At 28.6% G+C, this 14,943-nt stretch carries 16 protein-coding genes; 10 read left to right on the top strand and 6 right to left on the bottom strand.

Annotation, left to right across the window (positions count from 1 at the left end; genetic code table 11):
* Window positions 1–61: 61 nt before the first annotated feature.
* The 6 genes from mnmE to rpmH form a co-directional block, all read right to left on the bottom strand.
* Window positions 62–1,435: a tRNA uridine-5-carboxymethylaminomethyl(34) synthesis GTPase MnmE gene (mnmE, locus tag RIN63_RS00080; RefSeq protein ID WP_310442602.1), complete on the bottom strand. Its 1,374-nt coding sequence runs from the start codon at window positions 1,433–1,435 to the stop codon at window positions 62–64.
* A gap of 165 nt (window positions 1,436–1,600) precedes the next feature.
* The gene (gene jag / locus RIN63_RS00075) at window positions 1,601–2,227 is read right to left on the bottom strand and encodes an RNA-binding cell elongation regulator Jag/EloR (protein WP_310442601.1); all 627 of its coding nucleotides are present in this window, start codon (window positions 2,225–2,227) and stop codon (window positions 1,601–1,603) included.
* Between the two features lie 4 nt (window positions 2,228–2,231).
* A complete protein-coding gene (locus RIN63_RS00070) occupies window positions 2,232–2,939 on the bottom strand; it encodes a YidC/Oxa1 family membrane protein insertase (RefSeq protein ID WP_310442600.1) in 708 nt (235 codons plus the stop codon).
* A 14-nt stretch (window positions 2,940–2,953) separates the two neighbouring features.
* Window positions 2,954–3,169, bottom strand: a complete 216-nt coding sequence (yidD, locus tag RIN63_RS00065; RefSeq protein WP_310442599.1) for a membrane protein insertion efficiency factor YidD — start codon at window positions 3,167–3,169, stop codon at window positions 2,954–2,956.
* Window positions 3,162–3,518: a ribonuclease P protein component gene (rnpA, locus tag RIN63_RS00060; protein ID WP_310442598.1), complete on the bottom strand. Its 357-nt coding sequence runs from the start codon at window positions 3,516–3,518 to the stop codon at window positions 3,162–3,164. The genes yidD and rnpA overlap by 8 nt, the downstream gene beginning before the upstream one ends.
* A 63-nt stretch (window positions 3,519–3,581) precedes the next feature.
* On the bottom strand, window positions 3,582–3,716 hold the full coding sequence (gene rpmH, locus RIN63_RS00055) for a 50S ribosomal protein L34 (RefSeq protein ID WP_310442597.1): 135 nt from the start codon (window positions 3,714–3,716) through the stop codon (window positions 3,582–3,584).
* Window positions 3,717–4,283: 567 nt separating this feature from the next.
* Between rpmH and dnaA the strand changes: the two genes are divergently transcribed.
* The 10 genes from dnaA to RIN63_RS00005 all read left to right on the top strand — a co-directional run bounded on the left by dnaA (window position 4,284) and on the right by RIN63_RS00005 (window position 14,592).
* On the top strand, window positions 4,284–5,615 hold the full coding sequence (dnaA, locus tag RIN63_RS00050) for a chromosomal replication initiator protein DnaA (RefSeq protein WP_310442596.1): 1,332 nt from the start codon (window positions 4,284–4,286) through the stop codon (window positions 5,613–5,615).
* Between the two features lie 183 nt (window positions 5,616–5,798).
* Window positions 5,799–6,905: a DNA polymerase III subunit beta gene (gene dnaN, locus RIN63_RS00045; protein WP_310442595.1), complete on the top strand. Its 1,107-nt coding sequence runs from the start codon at window positions 5,799–5,801 to the stop codon at window positions 6,903–6,905.
* A 13-nt stretch (window positions 6,906–6,918) separates the two neighbouring features.
* Window positions 6,919–7,128, top strand: coding sequence for a S4 domain-containing protein YaaA (gene yaaA, locus RIN63_RS00040; RefSeq protein WP_310442594.1), 210 nt, complete (start codon window positions 6,919–6,921; stop codon window positions 7,126–7,128).
* 18 nt (window positions 7,129–7,146) lie between these two features.
* Complete coding sequence (gene recF, locus RIN63_RS00035) at window positions 7,147–8,256, top strand: DNA replication/repair protein RecF (protein ID WP_310442593.1); 1,110 nt, start codon at window positions 7,147–7,149, stop codon at window positions 8,254–8,256.
* Window positions 8,257–8,271: 15 nt separating this feature from the next.
* Complete coding sequence (gene remB, locus RIN63_RS00030; RefSeq protein ID WP_310442592.1) at window positions 8,272–8,523, top strand: extracellular matrix regulator RemB; 252 nt, start codon at window positions 8,272–8,274, stop codon at window positions 8,521–8,523.
* Window positions 8,524–8,551: 28 nt separating this feature from the next.
* Window positions 8,552–10,480 carry a DNA topoisomerase (ATP-hydrolyzing) subunit B gene (gene gyrB / locus RIN63_RS00025; protein ID WP_310442591.1) on the top strand — a complete coding sequence of 643 codons (1,929 nt, stop codon included), beginning with the start codon at window positions 8,552–8,554 and terminating at the stop codon, window positions 10,478–10,480.
* Between the two features lie 10 nt (window positions 10,481–10,490).
* Window positions 10,491–12,911 (top strand): DNA gyrase subunit A, encoded by a 2,421-nt coding sequence (gene gyrA, locus RIN63_RS00020; RefSeq protein WP_310442590.1) that lies wholly within the window; start codon window positions 10,491–10,493, stop codon window positions 12,909–12,911.
* 193 nt (window positions 12,912–13,104) lie between these two features.
* Window positions 13,105–13,434, top strand: a complete 330-nt coding sequence (locus RIN63_RS00015; RefSeq protein ID WP_310442589.1) for an STAS domain-containing protein — start codon at window positions 13,105–13,107, stop codon at window positions 13,432–13,434.
* Complete coding sequence (locus tag RIN63_RS00010; protein WP_310442588.1) at window positions 13,427–13,804, top strand: ATP-binding protein; 378 nt, start codon at window positions 13,427–13,429, stop codon at window positions 13,802–13,804. Before RIN63_RS00015 ends, RIN63_RS00010 begins: the two co-directional genes overlap by 8 nt.
* Complete coding sequence (locus tag RIN63_RS00005) at window positions 13,801–14,592, top strand: SigB/SigF/SigG family RNA polymerase sigma factor (RefSeq protein ID WP_310442587.1); 792 nt, start codon at window positions 13,801–13,803, stop codon at window positions 14,590–14,592. Before RIN63_RS00010 ends, RIN63_RS00005 begins: the two co-directional genes overlap by 4 nt.
* The last annotated feature ends 351 nt before the right edge of the window (window positions 14,593–14,943 follow it).

Here is a 14,943-nt window from a genome sequence, read left to right as displayed (position 1 = left end):
AATTTCACCTTTCTATTAATGTAGTAAATAGCTACTACATATTCACTATTCACTGTCTTTTCTATTTTCCTATACAAAATTCTGAAAATATCTTATCCAAAATATCTTCTCCTATGGTATCTCCAGATATTTCTCCTAAGTTATCCCAACAATTCTTCAATTCTACCTCAACACAATCAATAGGAACATTTCCATTTAACTCTTCTATTCCTTGGTTTATATTTTCCAATGCTTTAACTAACTGATTTTTATGTCTCATATTTGTAATTATGACATTAGAGTTAATTTCAACATCTCCTGCAAAGAATAAAGATTTTATACTATTTTCAAGTAAATCAACACCTATACCAGATGTAATAGATGTAGTTATTATTTCTTGACCATCAAGGAGTGATTTTAAATGTTCTATATCATATTTAGGCATTAAATCAACTTTATTTAGAAGAATGATGCTTTTTTTACCTTGTATCAATTTTATAATCTCATGGTCCTCTTCAGATAATTCTCTAGATGCATCAAAAACAACTATTATTAAATCTGCTTTTTCTACTGATTCTTTTGCCTTATTTACTCCTATTTGCTCTACTAAATCCTCAGTATTTCTAATTCCTGCAGTATCAATTATTCTAAGTGGAATTCCATCAATATTTACATATTCCTCTATAATATCCCTTGTAGTACCAGGTATATCTGTTACTATGGCACGATTATCACCAAGGATTGAATTTAACAAAGAAGATTTGCCAACATTGGGTTTTCCAAGTATCACTGTATTTAGCGCATCACGAAGTATCTTACCTCTATCTGATGTTAAAAGAAGTTTTTCTATTTCTTCTCTAACAATATTTCCATTTCTCTTTAAGTCATCATAGGTCATTTCTTCTGTATCTTCATCGGGAAAATCTATGGAAACCTCAATATGAGCAATCATTTCTAATAATATATTTCTAATTTCTTTAATTTTTCTTGATAATGATCCTTCTAACTGATCTAATGACACCTCAAAACTCTTGTCGGTTTTTGCCTTAATCATATCCATTACAGCCTCAGCTTGAGATAAATCCAATCTCCCATTAAGAAAAGCTCTCTTAGTAAATTCTCCTGGTTCGGCAAGCCTAGCTCCATTATTTAATATTAACTCTAAAACCCTTCTAACAGATATTATGCCACCATGACAATAGATTTCTACCATGTCTTCTCTAGTGTAAGTGGTTGGTCCCTTCATAAAGGATATCAATACTTCATCTATAATATAATCATTTTTCTTATCTATTATATGACCATATATTAATTTTCTATTATTTTCCTCATTTATTTCGGTGATTTTATTACCCTTAAAAACTGAATTTCCAATATCCAATGCTTTCTTTCCGCTAATCCTTACTATACCAATCCCTGCTTCACCAACAGCAGTAGAAATAGCAGCAATAGTCATAGTATCCCTTCTTTCTTCATCTATATTATAAAAAAAGCTTCTAAATAAAAGCTAATGTAGCTCTTCTTGAAACTCGTTTGGGGAAAGTTCAAACATAAAAGACTGAAATGTATAACTTTCCTACTTATTATAAGAGAAACCCAGTATTATACTGGGTTTTTGACTTTATTTTGATTGAATGACTACTCTTCTATAAGGTTCATCACCTTCACTATAAGTAGTTACGCCATTAATATTTTGTAATGCAGAATGTATAATTCTTCTTTCATAAGGGTTCATTGGCTCTAGCTTCACTGGTCGTTTACCATATTTAGCTTTTTCTGCCATCTTATTAGCTAACCTAATTAAGGTTTCTTCTCTTTTTGCCCTATATCCTTCTGTATCAACTATTACCTTAATATAATCATCCTTCTTTTTATTAATAACTAAACTTAATAAATATTGGACAGAATCCAGAGTATTACCTCGTTTGCCTATTAGTATACCCATGTCAGTAGAACTTATGTCAGTTATATCTACATGTAGATTATTTCCATTTTTCTTGATTATATTAACAGCCTTAATATTCATAGAGTTTAATAGTTTAGATAAAAAATTATCTGCTATTTCTATAGTATCGTTTACTACTGAAACCCTTACCTTAGCATCTTTTGCACCAATTAAACCAAATAAACCTTTACTTGGTTCTTCAATAATTTCAATTTCTGCATCATCTTTGCTTATATCCAACTCTATTAAAGCCTCTCTTATAGCCTCATCAACGGTTTTAGATACCTTTATAACGGACCTCATGACTTTAATTTTCCTCCTTAATCTTACGATAAGATTTATTTGAAATAATTTGTTGAATAATAGAGAAGATATTACCTACTACCCAATATATTGCAAGTCCTGCTGAAAAACCTCTCGCTGCCATAAATATCATTACAGGTAGAAATATATTCATCATTTTCGTAGTTGACTGAGCTTGAGGATCAGCACTTGCTGTTGTCATAGTTAGACTCTGTAAGTATGTTGTTGCTGCAGCCAATAACGGTAGACCCCATAAAAAAGGATCTGGGTTTTCTAAATTTTTGATCCAAAAAAACGCTTTATTCATTGCTTCATAAGTAACTGGATCTTTAAATGCAAAAATCGTCGGTTCACGCATTACTTTAAAAAACGCTAAAATTATTGGAAGTTGAATTAAAAGTGGTAAACATCCAGCAGCTGGATTATATTTTTCTTCCTTATATACTTCCTGCATTTTAATATTCATTGTTTGAGGATCATTTTTATATTTAGTTTGAATTTCCTTAATCTTAGGTTGAATTTCACTCATCTTCCTAGAAGATTTAACTTGATGTAAGCTAATTGGTAAAAGTATCATCTTAAATACAATTGTTGTTACGATTACAGCCATTGCATAAAAAGAGAAGTTCTCTGGCTCTGTACCAATCATTGAAACTGTATCATAAACAAATTTTAATAGTGCCCCTAGTATATTACCTAGAAAAGCCGTCATTTACTAACCCCCTATCATTTAAGCGGATCATATCCTCCTTCATTGAAAGGATTACATCTTAATATTCTACTAATAGTCAAATAAGATCCTTTAAAAAAACCATATTTTCTATAAGCTTGTATTGAGTACTCCGAACAAGTAGGATAAAATCTACAGTTTTTCCTCGTTAGAATATATTTAGATATAAAATTCTGATAAAATCTTATTATAATAATAGCTATTTTAGCCATTTTTATCACTTTGTTCCTTTAAAAGACCTGCAATTTTCAAAATATGAAGAACTGCACTTTCTAATTCAATATAAGAAATATCTACAATATTCTTTTTCGGTATAAAAATCAAATCGTAATTATCCTTTATTTTATTAAAATTGAGTCTGTTAATCTCTTTCATACGCCTTCTTATCTTGTTTCTAACAACAGCATTGCCAACTTTTTTTGTTATGGAATAACCAATCCTAGAATATTTTAAATCATTCTTTCTTACATAAAGTATTAAATTCCTATTCCAATAGCTTTTTCTACCACTATAGACTTTTTTAAACTCCATATTAGATCTCAATCTATAAATTCTATCCATATAATTTGCTCCCTTTAAACAAAAATAGCCTATAGTTATAAAAAGGCCACCTTATTAGCGGCCTTATGCTGTCAGTTTTTTTCTACCTCTTTTTCTTCTTCCTTTTATTATCTCTCTACCTGCTCTAGTTTTCATTCTTTTTCTAAATCCATGTTCTCTACTTCTTTGTCTTTTTTTCGGTTGATAAGTTCTTTTCACTAAAAACACCTCCTTCGATTTATACCTTCAGAAATATATAAATAATATAGAGTTTTCTAATTTAAGAAAACATACACACTACTAATGATTATATTTATTTGAAGCAAATATGTCAAGAAATTTCAACAAAATCATCAATAATAAAAGTTATAAACATTTTTATAAACTTGTGGATAATATTGTTGAATATATTCTATATTTTTGATATTATTAAATAACATGTGGATATCATATTTTAAATTATTAACAAGAAATAGTTATTCACATTTTGTGGATAGTTTGTGAATAACTTCGTAATTTTATTTGATTTTTACAAAAAATATGAATATAGCTTACTTTTTGTCCACAATTTCTATTTATTATGTTCTGTTGATAAGTTAATATTTTTTACTAACTAAACGATAAACCACATTTTATTAATAGTTTATCCACAAATATTTTTTCCAAACTTAATTGTTTTTAATATATAAATCTATTTTTATTCTGTTAATAAGTATGTTTATATCTTTTGCAATTAGTTTATTTTTTTTTATATTGGCAATAATTTTAAGAATAGGAGGTAAAATAATGGCTTCAAGTTTAGATAATATTTGGAATGAGGTTCTAAATCTAATAAAAGTTGAATTGACAGAAGTTAGTTTCAATACTTGGCTAAAAACAATTGAACCTATTAGTATTTCATCTAATAAGGTTGTATTAGCTGCTCCCAATGAATTCACTAAGGGTATTTTAGTTGGTAGATATTTAAATCTTATAAAGAGTGCTTTAACACAGGTAACTGAAGAAGAGTTTAATATTCAATTTATCATACCTGGAGAAGAACACTCCCTAAATATTGGACAATCATTGGTACAGGAAAACAATGATGGAAATCAAAGATCACAATTAAATCCAAAGTATACATTCGATACATTTGTAATTGGAAATAGTAATCGTTTTGCCCACGCTGCTTCATTAGCAGTTGCAGAAGCCCCTGCTCAAGCATATAATCCTTTATTTATATATGGAGGAGTAGGTCTTGGAAAAACCCATTTAATGCATGCAATTGGCCATTACATACTTAGCCAAAACCCTAATTCTAAAGTAGTCTATGTCTCATCAGAAAAATTTACCAATGAACTTATTAATTCTATTAGAGAATATAGAAATGAAGAATTTAGAAATAAGTATAGAAATATAGATGTATTGTTAGTAGATGATATCCAATTTATAGCAGGTAAAGAAGGTACTCAAGAAGAATTCTTCCACACATTTAATGCATTACATGAAGCAAATAAACAAATTATTATATCTAGTGATAGGCCACCAAAAGAAATTCCTACATTAGAAGAGAGACTTAGATCTAGATTTGAGTGGGGGCTTATTTCTGATATCCAACCACCAGATTTAGAAACTAGAATTGCAATACTAAGAAAGAAAGCTAATGTTGAAAATATAGTAGTTAACGACAATGTTATGCTATATATAGCTTCTAAAATTCAATCTAATATTAGAGAACTGGAAGGTGCGCTTATTAGAGTAGTTGCTTATTCTTCTCTAACTAATAGTGAAGTAACTGAAGAATTAGCTAGTGAGGCTCTTAAAGATATATTATCAAATAATAAATCAGTGGAGATTACAGTTGATTTAATAAAAGAAATTATATCTAAAAATTTCAGAATAAAAATAGATGACTTTAATTCTAAAAAAAGAACTAGAGCAATTGCATATCCAAGGCAAATTGCAATGTATTTAACTAGAGAGTTGACAGATTTATCTCTACCTAAAATAGGCGATGAATTTGGAGGTAGAGACCATACAACTGTTATACATGCATATGATAAAATAAGTACTGAGTTAAATGATAATATTGAACTTAAAAGAAAAATTGACGATATAGTAAAAGAATTAAAAGAATAAAACTTTTAGCTACATGTGGATAATTTTATGTATTTAAATTTATTATCCACATGTTATTAAATTCAGATAGTATTCGTTATTTCTTACAAAATACACTTATCCACATAATCACAGCCCCTACTACTATTACTACTATATATATTATATTCTTTCTATATCTAGACGAAAAAAAGGAGGTCAAAAATGAAATTAAAAATAAATCAAAAAGATCTAACAAAACATATAGGTATTGCACAAAAAGGAATATCCTCTAGAACAACATTACAAATACTAGATGGCATATTGTTGGAAGCTAAAAATAATAAACTAAAACTTATAGGAACAGATTTAGAAATAAGTATAGAAACATATGTAGATTGTGAAATTGAAAGAGAAGGGTCTATTGTAGTTAATTCTAAATTATTTGGCGATATAATTAAAAAACTTCCTGATGAAACTATAGACATAGATATTGATAATAATAATGTCAATATAAAATGTGAAAACTCGGAATTCAATATTTTAGGAAATTCAGCTAATGAGTATCCAGATTTACCAATAGTACTAGAACATAGTTCATTTAATTTACCTAAAGATTTATTTAAAAATGCAATAAGGCAAACTGTATTTGCTACTACTCAAGATGAAACTAGACCATCTTTAACGGGAGTACTATTAGAGATAGATGATAATAATATTTCTTTCGTGGCCTTAGATGGATATAGACTAGCTCTTAGAAAACTACCTATTAATTCAGATATGGAATTAAAGATTATAATACCAGGTAGAGCATTGAATGAACTTAATAAGGTATTAGAAGAAAATGAAGATGATATAAAAATTGTAGCAGCACCTGGCCATGTTATATTTAATTTGGGTACTACAATAGTTTATTCAAGATTATTAGAGGGACAATTTTTTAATTATAGAGAAATAATTAGAAAAGATCATAAAACATCTGCAATTGTAAATAAGAGGATGTTTCAAGATAGTCTAGAAAGAGCATCTTTATTAGCTAAAGAAGAAAAGGCTAATTTAGTAAAACTTAGTATTATGAATGGACAAATATTAATTAAATCTAACTCTGAGATAGGAAATGTAAATGAAAAGATAATTTCAGATATTAATGGAGAAAATATAAATATTGCTTTTAACTCAAAATATATATTAGAAGGTATTAAAATAATTGATTCAGAAGAGATACAATTAAATTTTATGGGAAGTTTAAATCCATGTATTATTAAACCTTTAGAAGATGAAAATTATACTTATTTAGTATTACCAGTACGTCTTGCCCAAGATGATTTTTAGAGGAGATGTAAAGATGAAAGAAGTATTAATTGAAACAGAATATATAAAATTAGATCAATTTTTGAAACATGCTGGCATTGTGCAAACAGGTGGTCAAGCAAAGATGTTGATTAGTGAAGGTAATATAATAGTAAACAAAGAAGTGGTAACACAAAGAGGTAAAAAAATAAGGAAAAATGATATTGTTGAAATAAAAGATTATGATTCTTTTATTGTGATATAATGTTATTTACCTTAAGGGGTGTTTTTTTTGCATGTTGAAAGTATTAGGCTTATAAACTTTAGAAATTATTATAATCTATTTGTAGACTTAAATAATAAAACAAATATTTTTATAGGGAAAAATGCTCAAGGAAAAACAAATTTATTAGAAGCTATATATATTTGTGCCACAGGAAGATCTTTTAGAACTAATAAAGATAGAGAAATAATAAATTTCAACAAAAATGAAGCCTATATTGGAGCTCAGATGAATATAGACAGATTTGAAAGATTTGTAGAAATAAAAATGGAAAGAGAAAAAACAAAAAGAATTAGAATTAATAAAAATGAATTAAAAAATTACAAAGAACTTTCTAGTGGACTAAATGTAGTAATTTTTTCCCCTGATAATTTGAAATTAGTAAAAGATGGTCCAGGAGAGAGGAGAAACTTTTTAGATATGGAAATTTCTCAAATAAAGCCTGTCTACAATTATAATATTAGCAGATATAATAAGGTTTTATTTCAAAGAAATAATTTGTTGAGAACTAAAAAATTTCAAAAAAATATAAACAGCCTACTAGAAATATTTGATATTCAGCTTTCAAAGATTGGGACAGATATTATTCTTGAAAGAAAATATTATATTGATGAACTTTCTAAAATAGCTAACAATGTTCACAATAAAATAACTTTATCAAATGAAGATTTAGAGTTAAAATATATATCTAATATTGAGATATTAGATAATAAACAAGAAATGGAAAAAAAGTATTTTGAAAAACTTACTAAAAATGTTTATAATGATATGGAATCAAATTCTACACAGTTTGGACCACATAGAGATGATATATTAATGACAATAAATAATAAAGATGTAAAGACATTTGGATCTCAAGGTCAACAAAGGACAGTAGTACTATCAATTAAATTGTCAGAAGTAGAACTAATAAAGAGGCATAGGGGTATGTATCCAGTATTACTTTTAGATGATGTTTTTTCTGAATTAGATGAGGAAAGAAGAAAATATTTGATAAAATCCTTTCGAGAGATGCAGACTATAATTACAGTAACAGATGCTATAGACTTAAAAGAAATGAATAATATAGAAAAATCTGTTTTTTATGTAGAAAATGGAAGATTAAAATAGATAGGAGTAAGATTTGTGATTATTCATATAGGTAATAATAATTATATTTATGAAAAGGATATAATCGCTATATTAGATAAAAAGGCTGCAGATAGTACAAAAAAAACAAGAGACTTTATTAAAAAATTAATAGATGATAATTGTTTAGTGGGCAATCTTGATGGAAAAACGAAGTCTTATATAATTACAGCAGGAAATAAGCGAAATACAATAATTTATACATCAGATATATCTTCTAAAACATTGTTAAATAGAAAAATATATTGATTGGAAATATTAGATTGGAGGTAATTTAATGGCCAATGAAAAAAATGGAGTAAATGGTAATGATGATAGACATTATACGGCTGAAGATATTCAAGTCCTTACAGGATTAGAACCAGTAAGAAAAAGGCCAGGTATGTATATAGGTAGTACAGGACCAAAGGGTCTACATCATTTAGTGTATGAAGTAGTTGACAATAGTATAGATGAAGCTTTAGCAGGTATTTGTGATACTATAAATGTTACTATTTTTGAGGATAATTCTATTGAGGTAGTAGATAATGGTAGTGGTATTCCAGTTGAGTTGCATCCACAAACAGGAAAATCTACAGTAGAGACAGTATTAACTATATTACATGCTGGTGGTAAGTTTAATAATGGAGCCTATAAAGTATCCGGTGGATTACATGGTGTTGGTGTATCTGTAGTTAATGCGCTATCTGAATGGCTAATAGTTAAGGTAAGAAGAGATGGTAAGGAGTATATGCAGCGTTTTGAAAGAGGAGAGCCTAAAACTGAGCTTGAAATAATAGGTGAATCTTCCACTAGAGGTACTACTATTTCTTTTAAACCTGATGCAGAAATATTTGAAGAGGTAGTATATAGTTTTGATACTTTAGAGTATAGATTTAGAGAAATGGCATTTTTAAATAAAGGAATAAAAATTTTATTAGAAGATAAAAGAGATGGAGCTGTTAAAGAATTTTATTATGAGGGTGGAATACAGTCTTTTGTTGAATATATAAATAAAAACAAAACTCCTATACAAAAAGAAGTTATGTATTTTGAAGCAGAAAAGGATGGAACTACTGTAGAATTAGCTCTACAATATACAGATGGATATTCAGAAAATATATTAACCTTTGCAAATAATATAAATACTGGAGAAGGCGGAACACATTTATCAGGACTTAGGACAGCTTTGACTAGGGTAATTAATGATTATGGTAGAAAATATGGACATATAAAAGAAAAAGAAGAAAATCTTAGTGGTGATGATGTAAGAGAAGGTTTAACCGGAATTTTATCTGTAAAGTTGATGGATCCTCAATTTGAAGGACAAACTAAATCCAAACTGGGAAATAGTGAGACAAGAAGTATAGTTGAGTCATTAACATATAATCAAATTAGTATTTATTTAGAAGAAAATCCTAAAGATGGAAAAATAATACTAGAAAAAGCTGTAAGCTCCCAAAGAGCAAGGGAAGCTGCTAGAAAGGCTAGGGATTTAACTAGAAGAAAATCTGTACTAGAAAATACTACATTACCTGGTAAATTAGCAGACTGTCAAGATTCTGGTATAGAAACTACAGAGATATATATAGTAGAAGGGAAGTCAGCTGGTGGTAGTGCAAAGCAGGGTAGAGATAAAAAATTTCAAGCTATCTTACCACTAAGAGGAAAAATACTTAATGTAGAAAAAGCAAGATTAGATAGGATCTTGAGTTCAGAAGAAATAAAAATAATGATTACAGCCTTTGGTACAGGTATAGGTGAAGAGTTTGATATTGAAAAACTAAGATATGGCAAAATAGTATTAATGACGGATGCCGATGTAGATGGTGCTCATATAAGAACTTTATTACTAACATTCCTTTATAGGTATATGAAAGAATTAATAGTTAATGGACATATATATATAGCTCAACCCCCACTTTATAAAGTTAGTAAGGGTAAACAAGAGCATTATGTATATAGTGACAATGAATTAGAAAAGCTTTTGGATGAATTAGGTAGAACTAACTATACTATCCAAAGATATAAAGGTCTTGGAGAAATGAATCCAGAACAGTTATGGGATACAACTATGAACCCAGAAACAAGAACATTTCTAAAAGTAACATTAGAAGATGCAGTAGCAGCTGATGAAATATTTACAACTTTAATGGGAGATAAAGTAGAACCAAGACGAGAGTTTATTGAAAAAAATGCTAAGTATGTAAAAAATTTAGATATATAGGAGGTCGAGTATGGATAAAGAATTTGATAATGTAATTGATATAAATATTGAGAAGGAAATGAGACAATCCTACTTAGACTATTCTATCAGTGTAATTATGAGCCGTGCACTACCAGATGTACGTGATGGATTAAAACCTGTTCATAGAAGAATAATCTATGCCATGGATGAGCTTGGTATGGGTCCAGACAAACAATATAGAAAATCAGCTAGGGTTGTTGGGGATGTACTAGGTAAGTACCACCCTCATGGAGATAGTTCTGTTTATGATGCAATGGTAAGATTGGCACAGGATTTTAATATTAGATATCCTTTAGTAGATGGCCATGGAAACTTTGGATCCATAGATGGGGACAGTGCAGCAGCAATGCGTTATACAGAAGCAAGAATGACCAAACTTACTATGGAGATGCTAAGAGATATAGGAAAAGATACTATAGATTATAGGCCAAACTTTGATGAAACATTAAAAGAACCTATTGTTTTGCCTAGTAGGTTTCCAAATTTATTAGTTAACGGTTCATCAGGTATAGCAGTAGGAATGGCAACTAATATTCCACCTCATAATTTAAAAGAAGCAATTGATGGAACTATAATGCTTATAGATAATCCTGATGCTGATGTTGAAGAATTAATGACAGTAATAAAAGGACCCGATTTTCCAACAGCTGGACATATAATGGGTAAAGAAGGTATAAAATCTGCATATAGAACAGGCAGAGGTAAAATAACAGTAAGAGCAGTTACTGAAATAGAAGAAACAAACAAAGGAAGACATAGAATTATAGTTACGGAACTACCTTATCAAGTTAATAAAGCTAACTTAATTGAAAAAATAGCTGAATATGTTAGAGACAAAAAATTAGAAGGAATATCTGATCTAAGAGATGAATCTGATAGAGAAGGTATGAGAATAGTTGTAGAGATAAAAAGAGATGCAAATCCAAATGTTGTTTTAAATAATTTATATAAGCAAACTCAATTTCAAACTACTTTTGGAGTAATAATGATAGCTGTAGTAAATGGTGAACCTAAAGTTCTAGATTTAAAGGAAATGTTAACTCATTATATAGCACATCAAAAAGTTATTATAACTAGAAGAACTCAATTTGATTTAATTAAGGCTGAAGAAAGAGCTCATATAGTAGAGGGATTAAAAATAGCTTTAGATAATATTGATGAAGTTATAAGAATAATAAGAGGTTCTAAGACTGAAGCAATAGCTAAAGAAGCTTTAATGAGTAGTTTTGGTTTATCTGATAAACAATCACAAGCTATATTAGATATGAGACTTAGACGTATTACAGGTCTTGAAAGAGATAAATTAGAAGCTGAATATGAAGAATTAATAAAGGAGATTAATAAATTTAGGGAAATATTAGCTAATGAAAGATTAATCTATCAAATAATTAAAGAAGAAATGTTAGAAATAAAAGAAAAGTATGGCGATCCGAGAAGGACTAGGATAATGCCTTCAGCTGATGAAATAGATGTAGAGGATATGATTGAAGAAGAGGATATTGTAATTACCTTAACACACTTTGGATATATAAAGAGAATGCCAGAATACACCTATAAGACTCAAAAAAGAGGTGGAAAAGGTATTATAGCTTTAACTACCAGAGAGGAAGATTTTGTAGAGGATCTATATATTACTTCAACCCATGATACTATTTTATTCTTTACAAATAAAGGAAAGGTGTTCTCATTAAAAGCATATGAGATACCAGAAGCTGGAAGACAGGCCAAGGGAACGGCTATAATAAATCTGTTAAATCTTACAGGAGATGAAAAGGTTAATGCAATAATACCTATAGAAAAAGATGCACCAGAAGTTAGTTTAGTGCTGATAACAAAAAAAGGTATTATTAAGAGAACAAGTTTAGACAGCTTCGATAATATTAGAAAGAGTGGTATCATAGCCATTAGTTTAAAAGAAGAAGATGAATTAATAGGAGTTAGAAAAACAGATAGCAAAAGAGATATAATAGTAGTAACAAGAAAAGGTATGTCTATTAGATTTGACGAGAATGATGTTAGGGAGATGGGCAGAACAGCCATGGGTGTAAAGGCTATAACTCTTAAAAAAGATGACGAAGTAGTTGCCATGGAACTAGTGGAAGAGGGTAAAAAATTATTAGTTATGTCAGAATATGGTTTTGGTAAGAGAACACCTTTAGAAGAATATAAAGTCCAAAATAGAGGTGGAAAGGGTTTAATAACTTATAATATAAAAGAAAAGACAGGAAATATTGTTTCAGCTAAAGTAGTTGGTGAAAATGATGAAATTATGATGATAACTTTAAGTGGAACAATTATTAGACTTATAGCTAAGGATATATCAATAATGGGAAGAAGTACTCAGGGAGTTACCTTGATGAAGATGAAAGATGATAGGGTAGTAGCTGTAGCAAAATATGTAGAGGAATAAATATAAGTATAAAATAGATTCTTGTAGTTCATTTAGATAAAATGATATTCTAGATGAAATAAGGAATCTATTTTTTTGTAAGGAAAAGGAAAATTTTGTTTTAGCAAATTATAAATCCTAGTATTTTACTTTACATTAATCATTTTATATTATAAAATTAATACATATTGTATTTAGAAAAGGAGGTTTTCTAATGTCTTTAAATATTGAAATGAGATTTGATGAAAATGAAAACAGGTGGATATTTTTACCGGAAGGGGAACTAGATATATATACTTCTCCAAAGTTTAAAGAAGAGGTATTAAAGAGTTTAGATATTAAACAGACTGATATTTTAATAGATGGAGAGAAATTGACTTATGTAGATAGTACAGGACTGGGAGCATTAATATCCATATTAAAAAAACTTAAAGATAATGATTATAAAATTTATTTATCAAATATTAAACCAAATATTCGAAAAATATTTAGTATAACTGAACTAGACAAGCTATTCATTATTAGAGGTGAACTAAATGAATAAAGATATAATACACCTTACTATACCAAAAAAGCCAGATTATATAAGTTTAGTTAGACTCACTACATCTGGAATAGCATATAGTATAGGTTTAAATGTGGAAGACATAGAGGATATTAAGGTGGCCATAGGTGAAGCCTGTGTAAATTCCTTTATGAAAAATAATAAAGATGAAATATCATTAATGTTTGAAGTAGATAAAGAAAAGCTATGTATAAAAGTAACAGATGTAACAGAATTAATAGATGAAGAATTAGTTGAAGGAAAAGAAAGAGAATTAGGTTTATTGATTATTAAGTCATTGATGGATGAAGTTAGATTTAATGAAAATGGAATAGAAATGATAAAATATATAGAGGATGATAGTCAATGACTACAAGAAGTTTAGCCGTAAGTGAAAAAGAAAAGGCCCAAAACAATATAGATACTAAAGAACTTTTTAGGAGTTATAAAGAAAATAGGGATAAAAAAACTCGAGATATTTTGATAGAAAAACATATATATATAGCTGAAATTTTATCTAAGAAATATGCCAATAGGGGTATAGAATATGATGATATATACCAAGTGGCCTGCATTGGGCTTATATATGCAATAGATAGATATGATATAGATAAAGGCTATGAGTTTTCTAGTTTTGCTACTCCTACTATTATAGGAGAAATAAAAAAGTATTTTAGGGATAAAGGTTGGACCATAAGAGTACCTAGAAGAATTCAGGAACTATCTAAGAAGATAAACAATGCAAAAGTACATTTAGCTCAACAATTACAAAAATCTCCTACAGTTGAAGATATTGCAACTTATCTAAATTGCTCAGAGGAAGAAATATTAGAAGCAATGGAAGCAAGTAAAGTATATACCCCTCAATCCTTAGATGTGACCTATGATTCGAATAATGAAGATAAAGATGTAAATTTGTCGGATTTAATTGGAGAGGAAGATAAATACTTTATAAAAATCGAAAATAATGATTTTCTAACAAAGACTATGGAAAAGTTAAATGATATAGAAAAGAAGATATTGATTGAGAGATACTTTAACAAAAAGACTCAGGTATCAATAGCAAAAACCCTAAATATATCTCAAATGACAGTTTCAAGAATAGAAAAAAAAGTTTTAGATAAACTAAGAAAAGAAGTAGAAAAAAATATGATATAGTGAAAAGTGAAGAGTTAAAAGCTATTATATTAGTTTTTAAGAAATATTAAGATGATGTTAATTACAACTTTGGAGAGTTAATTAATATATTTAAGTTGTAAGTTTTATAATATTTAAAAAAGGTATTGACTTTAATAGCAAAAGAGAGTATTATAGTAAAAGTCGGCTGAGACATTAAACAAAACAAATCAAAAAACGATTTAAAAAAAGTTTAAAAAAACAGTTGACAGCAAATGAAAAATTTGCTATACTAAGTAAGTCGCCTCGTGAGGGACGACGATGAACCTAGATAACTAAACAGTGTGAGAAACTTTGAATTAGAAATTAAGAAACACATGAATGAAGTCAGCA

The organism is Tissierella sp., from assembly GCF_031460495.1.
Lineage (GTDB): Bacteria > Bacillota > Clostridia > Tissierellales > Tissierellaceae > JAVKTS01.
This window is presented reverse-complemented; position numbering and strand designations above follow the sequence as displayed.

Bases quoted from the DNA above. Each gene is read 5' to 3' on its own strand.
- mnmE (WP_310442602.1), bottom strand. From the start codon at position 1,435: ATGACTATTGCTGCTATTTCTACTGCTGTTGGTGAAGCAGGGATTGGT.
- jag (WP_310442601.1), bottom strand. From the start codon at position 2,227: ATGAGGTCCGTTATAAAGGTATCTAAAACCGTTGATGAGGCTATAAGA.
- RIN63_RS00070 (WP_310442600.1), bottom strand. From the start codon at position 2,939: ATGACGGCTTTTCTAGGTAATATACTAGGGGCACTATTAAAATTTGTT.
- yidD (WP_310442599.1), bottom strand. From the start codon at position 3,169: ATGGCTAAAATAGCTATTATTATAATAAGATTTTATCAGAATTTTATA.
- rnpA (WP_310442598.1), bottom strand. From the start codon at position 3,518: ATGGATAGAATTTATAGATTGAGATCTAATATGGAGTTTAAAAAAGTC.
- dnaA (WP_310442596.1), top strand. From the start codon at position 4,284: ATGGCTTCAAGTTTAGATAATATTTGGAATGAGGTTCTAAATCTAATA.
- dnaN (WP_310442595.1), top strand. From the start codon at position 5,799: ATGAAATTAAAAATAAATCAAAAAGATCTAACAAAACATATAGGTATT.
- yaaA (WP_310442594.1), top strand. From the start codon at position 6,919: ATGAAAGAAGTATTAATTGAAACAGAATATATAAAATTAGATCAATTT.
- gyrB (WP_310442591.1), top strand. From the start codon at position 8,552: ATGGCCAATGAAAAAAATGGAGTAAATGGTAATGATGATAGACATTAT.
- gyrA (WP_310442590.1), top strand. From the start codon at position 10,491: ATGGATAAAGAATTTGATAATGTAATTGATATAAATATTGAGAAGGAA.
- RIN63_RS00015 (WP_310442589.1), top strand. From the start codon at position 13,105: ATGTCTTTAAATATTGAAATGAGATTTGATGAAAATGAAAACAGGTGG.
- RIN63_RS00010 (WP_310442588.1), top strand. From the start codon at position 13,427: ATGAATAAAGATATAATACACCTTACTATACCAAAAAAGCCAGATTAT.
- RIN63_RS00005 (WP_310442587.1), top strand. From the start codon at position 13,801: ATGACTACAAGAAGTTTAGCCGTAAGTGAAAAAGAAAAGGCCCAAAAC.